The sequence below is a fragment of the Streptomyces sp. BR1 genome (assembly GCF_052373795.1).
Taxonomy (GTDB): domain Bacteria; phylum Actinomycetota; class Actinomycetes; order Streptomycetales; family Streptomycetaceae; genus Streptomyces.
This window is the reverse complement of the sequence record NZ_CM126252.1, coordinates 1514156-1532596: the sequence shown is the minus strand read 5'-3', so window position 1 is coordinate 1532596 and position 18441 is coordinate 1514156. Positions and strand designations below refer to the sequence as shown.

The window sequence follows — 18441 nt, the reverse complement described above, 5'->3', positions numbered from 1 at the left end:
ACCTCATGGAAAAGCCGGTCTGGCAGTTCTCGGACGACCGCGGGCAGAGGGCGGCGGCGGGCAGGGCGCCCGCCCGGGTGACCGCCTACCTCCAGGCCGCGGCCACGCTGTGGGACCACGGAGTGGGCGTGGAAGCCGTCTTCGGCTCCTTCCACGACGGCGCTGCGCCCGACCGGGCCAAGGCGGGCGGGCTGCCCCTGGACCGGGTCCGCTACCTGGGCGCGGGCGGTTCCCTGGACCTCGACACACTGCTCCAGGGCACACCGGACCTCGTGGTCGCCGTCAGCTACGGAGGCGGTCAGGTCTACGGGCTCGCCCCCGAGACCGCCAAACACCTGGAGGAGCACGTTCCGGTCGTCGTGATCGACGTGGGGCACTCGCGCGACCTCGCCGAGATCAGGGGCCGCTTCACCGAGCTGGCCCGCTCGCTCGGCGGAGACCACCACGAAGTGGGCGCCCGCCTCCTGGACGCGGCGAGCCGACGGCTGCGCACGGTGACGGCCGCTACGCGCGCGTCCGCGTCGACGGACGCGCCAGGGCAGCCCCGGGTGCTCGCCCTGTCGCCCGCCGGAACCGACCAGGTCCATGTGGCCCGCCCGGGCGCCTGGCCGGAACTGCGCGCACTGGCGGAACACGGCGTCCACCTGGTGGAGCCGCCGCCCGGCGGAGGGGCGAACTGGACGACGCTCGCCTGGGCCGAGGCCGCTGCCCTGCCCGCCGACATCATCCTTTCGGACATACGGGTGAACGCCACCCCGATCGAGGAGCTGCGTGCCGATCCGCACTGGCGGTCGATCGAGAACCGGTCGCAGGTGCTGCCGTGGAACCCGGAAGCCCCGTGCAGCGCCCGGGCCCACGCCCGTTTCTTCGCCCTGGTCGCGGACGCGGTGGCGGCCGCCGTCGTACGCTAGTACGCCTCGGTCCGGACAACTTCACAGCTCAGAGCCGTGTCGGAGTTGGGCTGAACGGGTGAGCGGCGTCATCATGGCCGGATGCAGATACAGCACATGGGCGAGGTGGTCCGGTGAGCAGGTACGACGTCACCGATGAACAGTGGGAGGGGCTCGCCCAGGTCGTTCCGCTGCGCAGCCGCAACGAGTGGCCGTCACGGGTCGACCACCGCACCCTCCCCAACGAGTACGCGGCCGTCGAGCAGCGGCGCTTCGTCGTCCTGCGCGTACAGGTCTTCGCGGACGCGCGCGAGGTCGCCGAGTACATGATGGCGCAGACCCCGGTCCTGCTCGATCTGACCGGCGCCGACACCGAAGTCGCCAAGCGGATCCTCGACTTCAGCAGCGGAGTCGTTTTCGGAATAGGCAGCGGAATGCACCGGGTCGACCGCAACGTCTTCCTGCTGGCCCCGGTCGGCACGGAAGTGGAGGGCATCGCGGAGGCCGTCGTCCCTCATTCGTAGGAAGACGATCGAGGCGTAACGGTTCGTCATCTTTTGTGCTCGTACGGTCCGTTCCATGAACGGAACCTGCGACCGGCCCACCGTCACCGAACTGCGGCTCTCCGCCTTCAAGTCGCATCGGGGAGCGTCCTTCCCGCTCGGCCCGCTGACCTTCCTGGCGGGACCGAGCGGCAGCGGCAAGTCCAGCGTCCTCGAGGCGTACGAGGCGCTGGCCCGGCTCGGCTCCGGCTCCTCGCTGGCCTCCGTCTTCCGCGATCCCGGGGAATGTGTGCCCGAGCGCGCCGAGGCCGACGCCCAGGGGCGGCGCGGGTTCCGCATCGGCTGCACCGTCGACGGCCCCGTCGGTCCCGTCCGGCTCGACCTCGCCGTTCAGGCCGAGCCGGAACTCCGCGTCGTCGGCGAACGTTTGACCAGTGACGGACGGACCCTCCTCTCCACGGCCCTGCGTGACCCCGGGCGCTCGACCGTGCAGGCCGCCTGGCACACCGCGGGCGCGGTGCCCGTCACCCGCGCCCCGCTCCCCGACGACCGGCTCGGCACCGCCCTGCTGCCGCTGCGGGTCGCCGGAAAGACCGAAGGGCAACGGCGGGTGCTCGCCGCCGCCGAGCAGGTCGTGGTGGCGCTGCGCTCGGTGTTCGCCTGCGACCCCCAGCCGCAGCGGATGCGCGAGCCCGTGGTGCCCGGCCAGGGGCGGCTGCGGCGCGGCTGCGACAACCTCGCCGAAGTCCTGACGCGCACCGCCGACGAATGCGCCATCCGCCACGCCCGCCTGGTCACGGCGGCCCGCGCGGGCTGCGCCGGCCCCGTCACCGCCCTCACCGGCCAGGCGCTCGACGACGGCACGTTAAGAGCGGTGGTGGGCCGGGGCGAGCGGACACCGACCCCCGTGGACCGCCTCGGCGAGGGCGAACTGCGCTACCTCGCGCTCGCCCTGGTGCTGTTGACCGGCCCCGGCGTCCTCGCCATGGACACCGTCGCCGAGGTCCCGTCCGCCATGCAAACCCTCACGGTGCTCGCCGACGGTTTCGACCGCGGCCTCGACCGGCGCCAGGCCGGTGAACTCGTCGCGCTGGCGGTCGAGATGTGCCGACGCGGCCACATCCGGCTCCTCGGCGCCGTCACGGACGCCGGATGCGCGCGCGGGGTCGCCGGGGTGGCAGTGGTAGACCTGGAGCCGTGACCCCACCGGACGTAGCGGGACTGCAGCGCAGACTGGCCGACTTCGCGGCCGCGCGCCACTGGCAGCCCTACCACACCCCCAAGAACCTCGTCTCCGCCCTGAGCGTCGAGGCCTCCGAACTCCTGGAGATCTTCCAGTGGCTGACCCCCGATCAGTCGGACCACGTCATGGAGGACCCGCACACGGCCCATCGCGTACAGGACGAGGTCGCCGACGTCCTCGCCTATCTCCTCCAGTTCTGCGCGGTCCTCGGCATCGATCCGCTCGCGGCGCTCTCCGCCAAGATCGACCGCAATGAACTCCGCTTCCCCCTCCCCACCGCCCCGCCTCTCGGGCACCACACCAGCACAACTCCTGTACAGAATCCCGAAGAACGCCCAAACGGTCACTCTTCGGAGTGAGTGAGTTATTCAAAACCCCCTGCCTGTCCACAGATTTCCCAATTACCCTGGCTTTCCGAGCCGCAAAAGCTCACTCTAGGTAGTGAACGGGGAAGCGGATCGTCGTATGAACGGGGGCGGCTCATGGACGCGGTACGGCTCATCGGGGTCAGCAGGTCAGCGCTCGCGGAAAGCACCGCGGTGCTCGAAATCGTCGCCGAGGCCTGGCAGGCACAAGCCCTCGCCCAGGCCATCGGCAGCCATCTGGCGGCCACCGGCCCGCCGGAGCTCAGGGGCGAGGCCCGCGGCCTCAGCGAAACCGGCGGACGCGGCTGCGGAGCGCTCGACCACCCCGGGCTGCGCATCGGCGGCGTCCGCGCGGCCCAGCTCTCCGAAGTCAGCGACGCCAGACAGACCCTGACCGGGCTCGGCGGACTGCTCGGAGACGTCGGGATGGCCCTCGTAGGAGTGGCCTGCGCGACGGACGAGGAAGGGCTCTACTGGCAGTGCATCGAAGCCATAGACGCCGCCGACGAGTCGAGCGACCGGGTCCGCGGAATGCTCCGCCGGCTCACCGTACGGGAGCAGGAGAGACGGCCCGGCGCCCTGCGCGACTCGACGGCGGGGCCGTCATGAACGGATGGTGCGCGAACAAGAAACGGGAACGCGATACGAGAGGGGACGCGACCCGGGATACGCGCGCGAAAGGCTCAGCTGCCCGTGGCGCAGCCCCCGCTGTGCCCGTCGGCGTTTCCACCCGGCAGCGTCCGGTCGGCGGAGGACTGCAGATCCGCGTCCAACTGCGAGAGATCGGCGGTCAGCGCCGCCATCAGTTCCTCCATCTGCTGCAACAGCCCCTTCGGCGCACCTTGCTGCTCGGGAACGGACTGCGCGGTCGGCTGGTGCGGCGCGGCCTGTTCGGGCACGGCTTCCTGGGACATGGCGGCCTCCTCGGCCCAAGCCCTCCCGCGCTGCTGCGGGACGGCAGAACGGCAGACGCACCGGCAACGGCCGCCGGCACGCGGGCCGGGCGGTCCGGCTCCGCCACAGCAAACGACCACTCAGCGCGACAGTCACTGGTCAGGACCTGTGCCGCCCGCCAGGTTGACGGATATTCACCCGACCGGGCAGCCATACGGCACGCTGCAAGGGCAGGGTTGACGGCAGTTCGAAGGTGCAGGATGGATCCATGGATCTTCGCATCTTCACGGAGCCCCAGCAGGGCGCCGACTACGACACCCTCCTCAGCGTCGCCAAAGCCACCGAAGACCTCGGCTTCGACGCCTTCTTCCGCTCCGACCACTACCTGCGGATGGGCTCCGTCGACGGCCTCCCGGGCCCCACCGACGCCTGGATCACCCTGGCCGGACTCGCCCGTGAGACCCGGCGCATCCGCCTCGGCACCCTGATGACCGCCGGCACCTTCCGGCTCCCCGGCGTGCTCGCCATCCAGGTCGCCCAGGTCGACCAGATGTCCGGCGGCCGTATCGAACTCGGCCTGGGAGCAGGATGGTTCGAGCAGGAGCACAAGGCGTACGGCATCCCGTTCCCCAAGGAGAAATCCGCCCGCCTTGAGGAGCAGCTGGAGATCATCACCGGACTCTGGGCCACCGAGACCGGCAAGACCTTCGACCACGACGGCACGTACTACCAGCTCACCGACTCGCCCGCGCTCCCCAAGCCCGTCCAGGCCAAGGTGCCGGTCCTGATCGGCGGCCACGGCGCGACCCGCACCCCACGGCTGGCCGCGCAGTACGCGGACGAGTACAACATCCCGTTCGCCTCGCTCGCCGACAGCGAGCGCCAGTTCGGCCGGGTGCGCGCGGCGGCCGAGAGCGCCGGACGCGGTCCGGACGACCTCGTGTACTCCAACGCGCTGGTCGTCTGTGTGGGGAAGAACGACGCAGAGGTCGCGCGCCGCGCGGCCGCCATCGGAAGGGGAGTGGAAGAACTCAAGGCGAACGGACTGGCGGGCTCGCCCGCCGAAGTGGTGGAGAAGATCGGTACGTACGAGGCGATCGGCTCATCCCGTATCTACCTCCAGGTCCTCGACCTGAAGGACCTCGATCACCTGGAACTGATCGCCTCCCAGGTCCAGTCCCAGCTGAACCGGGAGTGACCGTGCGCCCCGCCCGCCCGCTCGCGGCCGCACTCGCCGAGCGGACCGTGGTCCTGGACGGAGGTCTCTCCAACCAACTGGCTGCACAGGGCTGCGACTTGACCGATCCCCTGTGGTCGGCCCGGCTGCTCGCCGACGACCCGAGCCAGATCGAGGCCGCGCACCGGGCGTACGTACGGGCGGGCGCGCAGGTGCTGATCACCTCCAGCTACCAGGCCACCTACGAGGGCTTCGCACACCGAGGCGTGTCCCACCCGGAGGCGACGACACTCCTTGCCCGGAGTGTGGAGCTGGCGAGAAGGGCGGGGGAAGGGGCAGGGGTGGGGGGAGGGGAGGGGGAGCCCCCCGAAGGTGAAGTCTGGGTCGCCGCCTCCATCGGCCCCTACGGCGCCATGCTGGCCGACGGCAGTGAGTACCGGGGCCGGTACGGGCTGACGGTGAAGGAGCTGGAGCGTTTCCACCACCCACGCGTGGAGGCGCTGGTCGCGGCCGGGCCGGATGTGCTCGCCCTGGAGACGGTGCCCGATGCCGACGAGGCCGAGGCGTTGCTGCGGGCGGTTGAAGGGTGCGGGGTGCCGGTGTGGCTCTCGTACAGCGTCGAGGGGCTGCGCACCCGGGCGGGCCAGGTGCTGGAGGGGGCGTTCGAGCTGGCAGCGGGGCTCGACCAGGTGATCGCGGTCGGGGTGAACTGCTGCACGCCCGCGGATGCGGACCGCGCGGTGGAGTTGGCGGCTTCGGTGACCGGGAAGCCGGTCGTCGTCTACCCCAACAGCGGGGAGCGCTGGGACGCGGAGTCCCGTTCCTGGCAGGGCGGAAGCACCTTCGATCCGTCGCGCGTCAGGGCTTGGCACGCCGCCGGTGCCCGTCTGGTGGGCGGCTGCTGCCGGGTGGGTCCGAGGGAGATCGCACGGCTGGCGGGGTATGTGGCGGAGGGGGTGTGAGTGGCGTGGGGACGGTCGACCAAGGGGTAGGTGGAACGCCCGGTCAGAGCGAAATTGCCTGGTAGGAGTCGGGCGAACCGGGTGATACTCGATGCGTGTTCCTGACAATCACCACAACCGGTACCCCTGAGCGCCCCGCCACCGACCTCGGTTTTCTGCTGCACAAGCACCCAGGGAAGGCGCAAGCGTTCTCCACCTCCCATGGCACCGCGCATGTCCTGTACCCCGAGGCGAGCGCCGAGCGCTGCACGGCCGCGCTGCTCCTGGAGGTCGATCCCGTCGCGCTGGTGCGGCGGGGCAAGGGCAAGGGACGTGGCGGAGCACCCGATTCCGCGCTGGCGCAGTACGTCAACGACCGTCCGTACGCGGCCTCTTCGCTGATGTCCGTCGCGCTGAGCACCGTCTTCAAGAGCGCCCTGCGCGGTGTGTGCAACACGCTGCCGGAACGGGCGGAGGCGCCACTTCCGCTGCGGATCGAGGTGCCCGCCCTGCCCGCGCGCGGCGGCGCCGACCTCGTACGCAAGCTGTTCGAGCCGCTCGGCTGGGCCTCGGTGTCGGCGCAGCCGTTGGCGCTGGACGAGCGGTTCCCGCAGTGGGGCGAGTCGCGTTACGTACGGCTCGTGCTGGAAGGGGAACTGCGGCTCGCGGACGCGTTGCGGCAGCTGTATGTGCTGCTGCCGGTGCTCGACGACGCCAAGCACTACTGGGTCGCGCCCGACGAGGTGGACAAGCTGTTGCGGGCCGGTGACGGCTGGCTGGCCGACCATCCCGAGCAGAAGCTGATCACCAGCCGCTATCTGTCCCGGCGCTGGGGGCTCACCCGGCAGGCGATGGAGCGCCTTGAGCTGGTCCGGCTCGCCGAGGCCGACGACATCGCGGTCGAGGCGATCGACAACGCCGTCGACGAGACGACCGACACCGAGGACAAGCCCGTCCCGCTCGCCGTGCAGCGCCGTGAGTCGATCATGGCGGCGCTCACGACGGCCGGTGCGAGCCGCGTGCTCGACCTCGGCTGCGGTCAGGGCCAGTTGATACATGAACTCCTCAAGGACGTCCGGTTCACCGAGATCGTGGGTGTGGATGTCTCCATGCGCGCCCTGACGATCGCCGCGCGCCGGCTCAAGCTGGAGCGGATGGGCGAGCGGCAGGCCGGCCGCATCACCCTGATGCAGGGCTCGCTCGCGTACACCGACAAGCGGCTCAAGGGGTACGACGCGGCGGTGCTCAGCGAGGTCGTCGAACACCTCGACCTGCCTCGGCTGCCCGCCCTGGAGTACGCGGTGTTCGGCGCGGCTCGTCCGCGCACGGTGATCGTGACGACGCCGAACGTCGAGTACAACGTGCGCTGGGAGACCCTTCCGGCTGGGCATGTGCGCCATGGCGATCACCGGTTCGAGTGGACTCGCGCGGAGTTCCGCGACTGGGCGGGTTCGGTCGCCGAACGGCAGGGATACGACGTCGAGTTCGTGCCCGTCGGGCCGGACGACCCCGAGGTGGGGCCGCCGACGCAGATGGCCGTATTCAAGATGATCAAGAGCGACGAGCCGCCCCGCCGGGGCGCGACGCGCAACGAGAGCCGGACACCCACCGAGACCCCGACGCCCACCGAGACCGAGACCGTGAAGGAGGCGAACGCCGCATGAGTGCCGAGTCCAGCAACAACGCAGATGCCCGCACGGGTACCAGTGCAAGTACCGATGCCAGCACCAGCACCACTCCGCTTGCCGGTACGGAAGGGACCGCGCCCGCAAAGCGCACGCTCGCCGTCCCCGACCTGTCCCTCGTGGTGCTCATCGGGGCCACCGGATCGGGTAAGTCCACTTTCGCCCGGCGGCACTTCAAGCCGACCGAGGTCCTCTCGTCCGACTTCTGCCGGGGGCTCGTCGCCGACGACGAGAACGACCAGAGCGCGAGCGGCGAGGCGTTCGACGTGCTCCACTACATCGCGGGCAAGCGGCTCGCGGCCGGGCGGCTGACCGTCGTCGACGCCACGAGTGTGCAGATGGAGAGCCGCAGGCAGCTGGTCCGGCTGGCCCGGGAGCACGATGTGCTGCCGATCGCGATCGTCCTCGACCTGCCCGAGGAGGTCTGCGCCGCACGCAACGCGGCCCGTCCCGACCGGGCCGGTATGCCCCGCCAGGTCATCGCGCGCCACCGCCGTGAGCTGCGGCGTTCGCTGCGCGGCCTGGAGCGCGAGGGGTTCCGCAAGGTGCACATCCTGCGCACCGAGGCGGAGGTGGACCGTGCCGAGATCGTGATCGAGCGCCGTTTCAACGACCTCACCCACCTCACTGGCCCCTTCGACATCATCGGTGACATCCACGGCTGCCGCTCCGAGCTGGAGACTCTGCTCGCCAAGCTGGGTTACGTCGACGGCGTCCACCCCGAGGGGCGTACGGCGGTCTTCGTCGGTGACCTGGTCGACCGTGGCCCGGACAGCCCGGGTGTGTTGCGGCGCGTGATGAAAATGGTGGCCGACGGTAACGCTCTGTGCGTACCCGGGAACCATGAGAACAAGCTCGGACGTTATCTGGGTGGCAAGAAGGTCCAGCGCACCCATGGACTGGCGGAAACCATCGAGCAGTTGGAGAAGGAGGACGATGGATTCAAGGAACAGGTGAAGGAGTTCATCGACGGGCTCGTCAGCCACTATGTGCTCGACGGCGGCAAGCTGGTCGTCTGTCACGCGGGTCTGCCCGAGAAGTACCACGGGCGTACGTCGGGGCGTGTCCGCTCGCACGCGCTGTACGGAGAGACGACCGGCGAGACCGACGAGTTCGGCCTGCCCGTGCGCTACCCGTGGGCCGAGGACTACCGCGGCCGCGCGGCAGTCGTCTACGGGCACACGCCCGTCCCGAACACGTCGTGGATCAACAACACCATCTGCCTGGACACGGGTGCGGTGTTCGGCGGAAAGATGACCGCGCTGCGCTGGCCGGAGCGCGAGCTTGTCGACGTGCCCGCGGAGAAGGTCTGGTACGAGCCGGTCCGTCCGCTGGCCACCGAGGCGCCCGGTGGCCATGACGGCCGACCGCTCGACCTGGCCGATGTGCACGGCCGCCGTGTCGTGGAGACGCGGGAGCTGGGCAATGTGGCGGTGCGCGAGGAGAACGCGGCGGCCGCGCTCGAAGTCATGAGCCGGTTCGCGGTCGACCCCCGACTGCTCGCGTATCTGCCGCCGACCATGGCACCGACGGCGACTTCTCGGGAGGAGGGCTATCTGGAGCACCCGGCGGAGGCGTTCGCGCAGTACCGGGCGGACGGGGTCGCGCGGGTCGTGTGCGAGGAGAAGCACATGGGCTCGCGGGCGGTGGCGTTGGTGTGCCGTGACGCCGAGGTGGCGCGCGAGCGGTTCGGAGTGGACGGGCCCACGGGGGCGCTGCACACCCGTACCGGACGCCCGTTCTTCGACGACGCGGCGGTCACCGAGGCCGTCCTGGAGCGGCTGCGGACAGCTGTGTCCGCCGCCGGGCTGTGGGACGAGCTCGCCACGGACTGGCTGCTGTTCGACGCCGAGCTGATGCCGTGGTCCCTGAAGGCCTCCGGGCTGTTGCGTTCGCAGTACGCGGCGGTGGGTGCCGCGTCCGGGGCGGTCTTCCCGGACGCGCTGCGGGTCCTGGAGGCGGCCGGGGAGCGCGGGGTCGAGGTGGCCGGGCTGCTGGCGCGCCAGCGGGAACGAGCCGATGACGCGGCCGCGTTCACCGAGGCGTACCGGCGGTACTGCTGGACGACGGACGGTCTGGACGGGGTGCGGTTCGCCCCGTTCCAGATCCTCGCCGCCCAGGGGCGCAGCCTGGCCGGGGTGCCCCACGACGAGCAACTGGCGTGGCTGGACCGCCTGGTCGAGCACGACCCGACCGGGCTGCTCCAGGTCACCCGGCGCCTCGTCGTGGACACCGGCGACGAGGAGTCGGTGCGGGCGGGTGTGGACTGGTGGCTGGAGCTGACCGGCGCGGGCGGCGAGGGGATGGTCGTCAAGCCGCTCCAGGCGCTCGCCCGGGACGGCAAGGGGCGCCTGGCGCAGCCCGGCATCAAGGTTCGCGGCCGGGAGTACCTGCGGATCATCTACGGTCCGGAGTACGTGCGGCCCGACAACCTCGACCGGCTGCGGCAGCGTTCGCTGGGCCACAAGCGCTCGCTCGCGCTGCGCGAGTACGCGCTGGGTCTGGAGGCGCTGGAGCGGCTGGCGTCGGGCGAGCCGCTGTGGCGCGTCCACGAGGCGGTCTTCGCGGTCCTGGCCTTGGAGTCGGAACCGGTGGACCCCCGGCTCTGACGCGGCTGGGGGCGGAGCGGGGCTCCGCCCTCGACCGTGTGGCTGCGCCTCCCGGGCCCGGCCGCGCCCTCGGCCTGGCCGAGCGGCTCCGCCCGCCGGGCCGGTGGGTGCGGCCTGCCCCGGTCCGGTCCGGTCCGGTTTGGCCGCGCCGCACCCGCTGTCCGCCGGGGCGGGACCGCGCCTGCCGTCGATGCGCGCGCGGCTTCGCCCCAGCCCTCCGTCCCCCCGGCGTGACCGTTCGTCGGGTGCGGGGGCTTTGGGCGGGACAGGATGGGGGCATGGGATTCCATGTCGATTCCGAGACCGGGCGGCTGCGCCGCGTCATACTGCACCGGCCGGATCTGGAGCTGAAGCGGCTCACTCCGAGCAACAAGGACGCTCTCCTCTTCGATGATGTGCTCTGGGTGCGCCGGGCGCGCCAGGAGCACGACGGCTTCGCGGACGTGCTGCGCGACCGCGGGGTCCAGGTGCATCTCTTCGGCGATCTGCTGCGCGAGTCGCTGGCGATCCCGCAGGCGAGACGGCTCGTACTGGACCGGGTCTTCGACGAGAAGGAGTACGGCCCGCTGGCGACCGGGCATCTGCGGGCGTCCTTCGACGATCTGTCCGCCGCCGATCTCGCCGAGGCACTGGTCGGCGGGATGACCAAGCGTGAGTTCCTGGAGCGGCACGCGGAGCCGGTCTCGGTCCGTTTCCACGCGCTGGACCTGGACGACTTCCTGCTCGGCCCGCTGCCCAATCACCTCTTCACCCGGGACACCTCGGCCTGGATCTACGACGGTGTCTCCATCAACGCGATGCGCTGGCCCGCGCGGCAGCGCGAGACCGTGCACTTCGAGGCGATCTACCGCCACCACCCGCTCTTCACGGGCCCGGAGGCGGGTTCGTTCCACACCTGGTCGAAGGGGCAGAGCGACTATCCGTCGACCATCGAGGGCGGGGACGTCCTGGTGATCGGCAATGGCGCGGTGCTTATCGGGATGAGCGAGCGGACCACGCCGCAGGCCGTGGAGATGCTGGCGCGTGGGCTGTTCGCGGCCGGTTCCGCGCAGTGCATCGTGGCGCTCGACATGCCCAAGCGCCGGGCGTTCATGCACCTCGATACGGTGATGACGATGGTCGACGGAGAAACCTTCACCCAGTACGCCGGGCTCGGCATGCTCCGTTCGTACACCATCGAGCCGGGCGCCGGTGAGCAGGAGCTCAAGGTGACCGACCACCCGCCGGAGCACATGCACCGCGCCATCGCGGCCGCGCTGGGTCTGGACGGGATCCGGGTGCTGATGGCCACCCAGGACGTGCACTCGGCGGAGCGCGAGCAGTGGGACGACGGCTGCAATGTGCTGGCGGTCGAGCCGGGCGTGGTCGTGGCGTACGAGCGCAATGTCACCACCAACACGCATCTGCGCAAACAGGGCATCGAGGTGATCGAGATTCCGGGCAGTGAGCTCGGGCGGGGGCGGGGCGGGCCGCGCTGTATGAGCTGTCCGGTGGAGCGTGATGCCGTATAGCCGCTCTGCACGGTGACCGTATAGCGATGCGTTCAATCGTATATACTTCCAGCCTCCCCGTATCCGTCACCCAGGAGCAGCCACCATGGCGACAGACCTCGCAGGCCGCCACTTCCTCAAGGAGCTGGACTTCACCGCCGAGGAGTTCCGCTCTCTGGTGGAGCTGGCCGCCGAGCTCAAGGCCGCCAAGAAGGCGGGGACCGAGGTCCAGCGGCTGCGTGGGCGGAACATCGCGCTGATCTTCGAGAAGCCGTCGACCCGGACCAGGTGCTCGTTCGAGGTGGCGGCCGCCGACCAGGGCGCTTCCACGACCTATATCGACCCGGCGGGCTCGCACATCGGCAAGAAGGAGTCCGCGCGGGACACCGCGCGCGTGCTCGGGCGGATGTTTGACGCGATCCAGTTCCGTGGGGACGCGCAGAAGACGGCCGAAACGCTCGCCGCACACGCGGGTGTGCCGGTCTACAACGGGCTCACCGACGCCTGGCACCCCACCCAGATGCTCGCCGACGTCCTCACCATGACCGAGCACACCGACAAGCCGCTGGAGCGGATGTCGTTCGCCTATCTGGGTGACGCCCGGTACAACATGGGCAACTCCTACCTGGTCACCGGCGCCCTGCTCGGTATGGACGTACGGATCGTGGCGCCCCGGGCGTACTGGCCGTCCGACGACGTGGTCGCCCTCGCGGACCAGCTCGCCGGGCAGAGCGGTGCCCGCCTGACGATCACCGAGGACATCGGGCGGGGTGTGGCGGGCGCGGACTTCGTCGCCACCGATGTATGGGTGTCGATGGGGGAGCCCAAGGAGATCTGGGCCGAGCGCATCAAGGCGCTCGCGCCCTACGCGGTGACCATGGACGTCCTGCGGGCCACCGGCAACCCGGACGTCAAGTTCCTGCACTGCCTGCCCGCCTTCCATGACCTGGGCACGGCGGTCGCCCAGGAGATCCACGAGCAGTACGGGCTCGCCGAGCTCGAAGTCACCGACGAGGTCTTCGAGTCGGCGCACTCGGTCGTCTTCGACGAGGCCGAGAACCGGCTGCACACCATCAAGGCCGTGATGGTCGCGACCCTCGCCGCGTGAGCCTCAGCGGCGCGTCGGCAGCGGCGGGCGCGTCGGCAGGGTGAACCAGACCGCCTTGCCGTGTGCGGTAGGGCGGTGACCGCACGCCGAGCTGAGGGTGCGGATCAGCAGCAGGCCCCGGCCGTGCTCCTGCCAGGGGTCGGGCTCGTCGTCCGGTCCCGGCGTGGAGAGATCGCCCGGCGGCAGCGGCGAGCGGTCGTGCACCTCGACCTGGCACCCCGACGCCAGCAGCTCCACGACCAGCTCGATCGGCTGGTCACCGGCGGTGTGCTCGACGGCGTTGGCGACGAGTTCGGCCGTGAGCAGCTCGGCGGTGTCGCTGTCGGCCGAGGCCTCGATGTCCGCGAGCGCGGTACGGATCAGGGCGCGCGCGATCGGCACGGCGGCGTTGGTGTGGGGGAGCGCGATACGCCAGGAGGTCGGGGCGCCGGCCGGTTCGCGGGCGGGGCCGGAGGGGTCGGGCAAGGCGGAGGTTTCCGTTCGGGTCGCGTGGGGTCGTCTCGGACCGGATGGGGAGTGATTCCCGGACGTAGGGGGACGGGCCCGGGCTCTGGTGCTTCCCTCAACTTTACGAAGTGCGGTGCGCGGGGGAGTAGAGGCCCCCGGCAGGCAGAAAAGGGACGTGCGCCACATCGGGACGGGTCGTTCGCCCTCTGGAGCCGCAGGGGAGCTCTACCTCTCGTATCGCGTACTCATGACGACAGTCACGTATCGGTGATACCTTCGAGGGGCAGGCATCTGCCAGCTGGCTGAGGAGGCCGCACTCCATGAGCCCGTTTCCCAGCTCCGCGCCCCGCACCGCACACTGGCGCCATCTGCGGCTGACCGCGGCGGACGGGGTCGCGACCGTCACCCTCGCCCGGCCCGAGAAGCTGAACGCACTCACCTTCGGGGCCTATGCGGACCTGCGTGATCTGCTCGCCGAGCTCGCCCGGGAGCGGTCCGTGCGGGCCCTGGTGCTCGCCGGTGAAGGGCGCGGCTTCTGCTCCGGCGGCGACGTCGACGAGATCATCGGCGCGACCCTGTCGATGGACACCTCCCAGCTGCTCGACTTCAACCGGATGACCGGACAGGTCGTCCGGGCCGTACGCGAATGCCCCTTCCCGGTGATCGCGGCGGTCCACGGCGTCGCGGCCGGAGCGGGCGCGGTCCTGGCGCTCGCCGCCGACTTCCGTATCGCCGACCCCTCGGCCCGGTTCTCCTTCCTGTTCACCAAGGTCGGCCTCTCCGGCGGCGACATGGGCGCCGCCTATCTGCTGCCGCGCGTCGTCGGGCTCGGGCACGCCACCCGGCTGCTGATGCTCGGCGAACCGGTTCGCGCCCCCGAGGCCGAACGGATCGGCCTTATCAGCGAGTTGACGGACGAAGGGCAGGCCGACGCACGCGCCGCCGAGCTCGCCCGGCACCTCGCCGCCGGGCCCGCCCTCGCGTACGCCCAGACCAAGGCGCTGCTCACGGCCGAGCTCGACATGCCGCTCGCGGCCGCCGTCGAACTCGACGCCGCCACCCAGGCCCTGCTGATGAACGGCCAGGACTACGCCGAGTTCCACGCCGCCTTCACCGAGAAGCGGCCCCCGAAATGGCAGGGGCGCTGACCGTGCCGGGCCGCCCGGGCGACGGCCCGGACCCCGCCGCGCGAGCGCTGCGGATCGCCGTCGTCGGCGGCGGCCCCGGCGGGCTCTACGCCGCGGCCCTGCTCAAACGGCTCGGCCCCGACCGCGAGATCACCCTCTGGGAGCGCAACGCCCCGCACGACACCTTCGGCTTCGGCGTCGTCCTCTCCGACGAGACCCTCGGCGGGATCGAACACGCCGACCCCGTGGTGTACGAGGCGCTGAGCGCCGAGTTCGTCCGGTGGGACGACATCGACATCGTCCACCGGGGCCGCACGCTCACCTCCGGCGGACACGGTTTCGCCGCGCTGGGCCGGCGCAGGCTCCTGGAGATCCTGCACCAGCGCTGCCGCACGCTCGGTGTGGGACTCAGGTTCCGGACCGAGGCGCCGCCCGCCGCCGAACTCGCCGCCGCGTACGACCTGGTGATCGCCGCCGACGGCGTGCACAGCCCGACCCGTGAGGCGCACGCCGTGCACTTCGCGCCGCGCGTCACCGGCCACCGCTGCCGCTATATCTGGCTCGCCGCCGACTTCGCCTTCGACTCTTTCCGCTTCGAGATCGCGGAGACCGAGCACGGCGTGATGCAACTGCACGGCTACCCGTTCAGCGCCGACTCCTCCACCGTCATCGTCGAGATGCGCGAAGAGGTGTGGCGGGCCGCCGGGTTCGCCGAGCTCGACGAGCAGGCGTCGGCCGACCGCTGCGCCAAGATCTTCGCGGACGCCCTGGACGGCCGGTCCCTGCGCGGCAACAAATCCGCCTGGACCGTGTTCCGTACGGTCGTCAACGAGCACTGGTCGCACGCGAACACGGTCCTGCTCGGCGACGCCGCCCACACCGCGCACTTCTCCATCGGCTCCGGCACCAAGCTCGCCGTCGAGGATGCCCTGGCGCTGGCCGCCTGCGTCGAGGAGCAGCCCACGCTGACGGCGGCCCTCGCCGCGTACGAGAGCGAGCGCAGGCCCGTCGTCGAGTCGACCCAGCGTGCGGCCGTGGCCAGCCTGCGCTGGTTCGAGGAGTTGGGGCTCTACCTCGACCAGCCGCCACGGCAGTTCGCGTTCAACCTGCTCACCCGCAGCCGCCGGGTCACCCACGACAATCTGCGCCTGCGCGATCCCGCGTTCACGGGCACGGTGGAGCGCGCCTTCGACTGCCCGCCCGACACGCCTCCGATGTTCACCCCCTTCCGGCTGCGCGGACTTGAGCTGCGCAACCGTGTCGTCGTCTCTCCCATGGACATGTACTCCGCCGTGGACGGCGTCCCCGGCGACTTTCATCTCGTCCACCTCGGCGCCCGGGCCCTGGGCGGCGCGGGCCTGGTGATGACCGAGATGGTGTGCGTGAGCGCGCAGGGCCGGATCACTCCGGGCTGCACCGGCCTCTACACCCCCGAGCAGGCCAAGGCCTGGCGCCGGGTCACCGACTTCGTCCACCGGCAGGCCCCGGGGACGGCCATCGGTGTCCAGCTCGGCCACTCCGGGCGCAAGGGCTCGACCAAGCTCATGTGGGAGGGCATCGACGAGCCGCTGGACGACGGCAACTGGTCTGTTGTCGCCGCCTCACCGATCCCCTACCGGCCAGGTGTCAACCAGGTCCCGCACGCGCTCGATCGCGCGGGGCTGACCGATATCCGCGAGCAGTTCGCCGCGGCGGCCTGGCGGGCCGCCCGCTGCGACTTCGACCTGCTGGAACTGCACTGCGCCCACGGCTATCTGCTCTCGGGGTTTCTCTCCCCTCTCACCAACCAACGCACGGACATCTACGGGGGTTCCCTCGCGGGACGACTGCGTTTCCCGCTGGAGGTGTTCGACTCGCTGCGGGGCATCTGGCCCGACGACAAGCCCATGACGGTGCGGATCTCCGCCACCGACTGGGCGGCGGGCGGCACCACCGCCGAGGAGGCCGTCGAGATCGCCCGCGCGTTCGCCGCGCACGGCGCCGACGCGATCGACGTGTCGACCGGGCAGGTCGTCGCGGACGAACGCCCCGAGTTCGGCCGCTCGTACCAGACGCCGTACGCCGACCGGATCCGCAACACGCTGGGCATCCCCGTCATCGCGGTCGGGGCGATCTCGTCCTGGGACGACGTGAACTCCCTGCTGCTCGCGGGCCGCGCCGACCTCTGCGCCCTGGCCCGCCCCCATCTCTACGACCCCAACTGGGCCCTGCACGCGGCGGCCGAGCAGGGCTACACGGGCCCCGGCGCGCCCTGGCCGCAGCCGTACCGCGCGGGCAGCCGCAAGCCGCCGACGGGACGCACCGACGCGCCTCGGCCGAGGCTCACCTTGAACTGACACGCCACGCCACGAGCCCAGAGGCGCCACGTCACGAGCCAAGCGACACACCGTGGGAACCATTCGGCCGCGCCGCGAGTTTCCACAGCGTTGTAGGAGTGACCAGCGAAAGCAGATGGAGAACCGATGGCCCTGTGGGACCGCTTCAAGGAGTCCGCGTCGACGATGCAGACGCAGCTCGTGGCCAAGAAGAACGACCTGAAGAGCGGGGCGTTCCGGGACGCCAGCATGGCGATGTGCGCCCTCGTCGCGGCCGCCGACGGCACCGTCGACCCCTCCGAGCGGCGCCGTGTCGCCCAGCTCATCGCCACCAACGAGGTGCTGCAGAACTTCCCGGCCGACGACCTTCAGCGCCGCTTCGACGACTACCTGAACAAGCTCACCGCCGACTTCGACTTCGGCAAGGTCAGCGTGCTCCAGGAGGTCGCCAAGGCGAAGAAGAAGCCCGCCGAGGCGCGCGCGGTGATCCAGATAGGCATCGTCATCGGCGGCGCCGACGGAGACTTCGACAAGACCGAGCAGGCCGTGGTCCGCGAGGCCTGCTACACGCTGGACCTGCCGCCGGCCGAGTTCGACCTGTAGGGACCCCTCTTCGGGGCAGCCGGGCCGCGCGCGTGACAGCGGCCTGCCCGTGAAGCCGCGCTGTCCGCAAGGGGCCGGTCGTCACAGCGTCGTCGTGACCCGCAGCACGACGGCGAGCGTGACGATCGCGCCCGCCCGCGAACCGCCACCCCGTCAGGCCCTGGTCCCCTGACAGGCCGCGCGCCCGCCTTGATCCGTCACGCCGTCTCCGTGGAGGAAGGTCCCTGCACGAAGGCCGCGCCCGCGTCCCGCAGGCGGGCGTGCAGTCGGCGGAAGACCTCCGCCGAGCGCTCGCCCGGCCAGTTGGGGGGCAGCAGCGAGGTGGGCAGGCCCGGGTCCGCGTACGGCAGGCGGCGCCAGGAGTCCAGGGCCAGCAGATAGTCCCGGTAGGCCTCTTCGGACGGGACCTCGGCCGACGGTGCGGTGTGCGCGCGCGTCTCCCAGCCCCGCAGCACCGGCTCGTGCCGGCCCAGGAACTCCTCGTGCTGTTTGGCGATCGCGGCCAGGTCCCACCATCGGCCGACCGCCTCGGCCGTCGGCGCGAAGCCCAGGTGCTCGCCCCGGAACAGATCGACGTACGGGGCGAGTTGGAGCCGTTCCAGGGTGTGCCGGGTCTCCTCGTAAAGCCGCGCGGGGGCGATCCACACGCCCGGCGCGGCCGTGCCGAAGCCGAGTCCCGCGAGGCGGGAGCGCAGCACATGGCGCTTGTTGCGCTCGGACTCCGGCACCGAGAAGACGGCCAGCACCCAGCCCTCACGCGCGCGTGGGCGCGGGTGCGGGTAGATCCGGCGGTCGCCGTCGTCGAGCAGCTGGCGCGCGTCGGCGGAGAGCGCGTACCCGGCGGCGCCCGCCGTGGTCCGCTCGGGCACGAGCAGTCCGCGCCGTTTGAGCCGGGACACCGACGAGCGTACGGACGGCGCGTCGACGCCGACGGCGGCGAGCAGTCGGATCAGCTCGGCGACCGCGAGGGAGCCCTCCTTCTCGCGTCCGTACGCGCCGTAGAGGGTGACGATCAGGGATCGGGGAGTGTGCTGCTCGGCCACG

17 protein-coding genes are annotated in these 18441 nt (G+C 71.1%); 14 read left to right on the top strand and 3 right to left on the bottom strand.

The window, feature by feature from the left end:
* Positions 1-5 precede the first annotated feature (5 nt).
* The 5 genes from ACT1U9_RS06280 (at position 6) to ACT1U9_RS06260 (ending at position 3610) form a co-directional block, all read left to right on the top strand.
* Positions 6-911, top strand: a complete 906-nt coding sequence (locus tag ACT1U9_RS06280; protein ID WP_444537382.1) for an ABC transporter substrate-binding protein — start codon at positions 6-8, stop codon at positions 909-911.
* Positions 912-1024: 113 nt separating this feature from the next.
* Entirely contained in the window at positions 1025-1414 is a 390-nt protein-coding gene (locus ACT1U9_RS06275) for a cell division protein SepF (protein ID WP_188275391.1), read from the top strand.
* A gap of 55 nt (positions 1415-1469) precedes the next feature.
* Positions 1470-2594 (top strand): AAA family ATPase, encoded by a 1125-nt coding sequence (locus tag ACT1U9_RS06270; protein ID WP_444537381.1) that lies wholly within the window; start codon positions 1470-1472, stop codon positions 2592-2594.
* Positions 2546-2995: a nucleotide pyrophosphohydrolase gene (locus tag ACT1U9_RS06265; RefSeq protein ID WP_444537380.1), complete on the top strand. Its 450-nt coding sequence runs from the start codon at positions 2546-2548 to the stop codon at positions 2993-2995. The genes ACT1U9_RS06270 and ACT1U9_RS06265 overlap by 49 nt, the downstream gene beginning before the upstream one ends.
* A 123-nt stretch (positions 2996-3118) precedes the next feature.
* Positions 3119-3610 (top strand): DUF6099 family protein, encoded by a 492-nt coding sequence (locus tag ACT1U9_RS06260; protein WP_444537379.1) that lies wholly within the window; start codon positions 3119-3121, stop codon positions 3608-3610.
* A gap of 74 nt (positions 3611-3684) precedes the next feature.
* Here the strand turns inward: ACT1U9_RS06260 and ACT1U9_RS06255 are convergent, their stop codons facing one another.
* Positions 3685-3915, bottom strand: coding sequence for a hypothetical protein (locus ACT1U9_RS06255; protein WP_444537378.1), 231 nt, complete (start codon positions 3913-3915; stop codon positions 3685-3687).
* Positions 3916-4163: 248 nt separating this feature from the next.
* Between ACT1U9_RS06255 and ACT1U9_RS06250 the strand changes: the two genes are divergently transcribed.
* The 6 genes from ACT1U9_RS06250 (at position 4164) to argF (ending at position 12905) form a co-directional block, all read left to right on the top strand.
* Positions 4164-5093 (top strand): LLM class F420-dependent oxidoreductase, encoded by a 930-nt coding sequence (locus ACT1U9_RS06250; protein ID WP_444537377.1) that lies wholly within the window; start codon positions 4164-4166, stop codon positions 5091-5093.
* A 2-nt stretch (positions 5094-5095) separates the two neighbouring features.
* Positions 5096-6034, top strand: coding sequence for a homocysteine S-methyltransferase (gene mmuM / locus ACT1U9_RS06245; RefSeq protein WP_444537376.1), 939 nt, complete (start codon positions 5096-5098; stop codon positions 6032-6034).
* A 95-nt stretch (positions 6035-6129) separates the two neighbouring features.
* Positions 6130-7677, top strand: coding sequence for a 3' terminal RNA ribose 2'-O-methyltransferase Hen1 (locus ACT1U9_RS06240; protein WP_444537375.1), 1548 nt, complete (start codon positions 6130-6132; stop codon positions 7675-7677).
* Positions 7674-10307, top strand: a complete 2634-nt coding sequence (locus ACT1U9_RS06235) for a polynucleotide kinase-phosphatase (RefSeq protein WP_444537374.1) — start codon at positions 7674-7676, stop codon at positions 10305-10307. Before ACT1U9_RS06240 ends, ACT1U9_RS06235 begins: the two co-directional genes overlap by 4 nt.
* Before the next feature lie 278 nt (positions 10308-10585).
* Positions 10586-11818 (top strand): arginine deiminase, encoded by a 1233-nt coding sequence (locus ACT1U9_RS06230; protein ID WP_444537373.1) that lies wholly within the window; start codon positions 10586-10588, stop codon positions 11816-11818.
* 85 nt (positions 11819-11903) lie between these two features.
* On the top strand, positions 11904-12905 hold the full coding sequence (gene argF / locus ACT1U9_RS06225; protein WP_444537372.1) for an ornithine carbamoyltransferase: 1002 nt from the start codon (positions 11904-11906) through the stop codon (positions 12903-12905).
* Positions 12906-12908: 3 nt separating this feature from the next.
* Here argF and ACT1U9_RS06220 read toward each other — a convergent pair whose 3' ends face one another.
* Positions 12909-13370 carry an ATP-binding protein gene (locus ACT1U9_RS06220; protein WP_444537371.1) on the bottom strand — a complete coding sequence of 154 codons (462 nt, stop codon included), beginning with the start codon at positions 13368-13370 and terminating at the stop codon, positions 12909-12911.
* A gap of 302 nt (positions 13371-13672) precedes the next feature.
* On the opposite strand from ACT1U9_RS06220, the gene ACT1U9_RS06215 reads away from it, so the two are divergent.
* The 3 genes from ACT1U9_RS06215 to ACT1U9_RS06205 all read left to right on the top strand — a co-directional run bounded on the left by ACT1U9_RS06215 (position 13673) and on the right by ACT1U9_RS06205 (position 17397).
* On the top strand, positions 13673-14500 hold the full coding sequence (locus ACT1U9_RS06215) for an enoyl-CoA hydratase family protein (protein WP_444537370.1): 828 nt from the start codon (positions 13673-13675) through the stop codon (positions 14498-14500).
* A complete protein-coding gene (locus ACT1U9_RS06210; RefSeq protein ID WP_444537369.1) occupies positions 14485-16815 on the top strand; it encodes a bifunctional salicylyl-CoA 5-hydroxylase/oxidoreductase in 2331 nt (776 codons plus the stop codon). The genes ACT1U9_RS06215 and ACT1U9_RS06210 overlap by 16 nt, the downstream gene beginning before the upstream one ends.
* Before the next feature lie 126 nt (positions 16816-16941).
* Positions 16942-17397, top strand: coding sequence for a tellurite resistance TerB family protein (locus ACT1U9_RS06205; RefSeq protein ID WP_361426295.1), 456 nt, complete (start codon positions 16942-16944; stop codon positions 17395-17397).
* Between the two features lie 197 nt (positions 17398-17594).
* On the opposite strand, the gene ACT1U9_RS06200 is transcribed toward ACT1U9_RS06205, so the two are convergent.
* Positions 17595-18440 carry a PaaX family transcriptional regulator gene (locus ACT1U9_RS06200; protein WP_444537368.1) on the bottom strand — a complete coding sequence of 282 codons (846 nt, stop codon included), beginning with the start codon at positions 18438-18440 and terminating at the stop codon, positions 17595-17597.
* Position 18441: the final 1 nt, after the last annotated feature.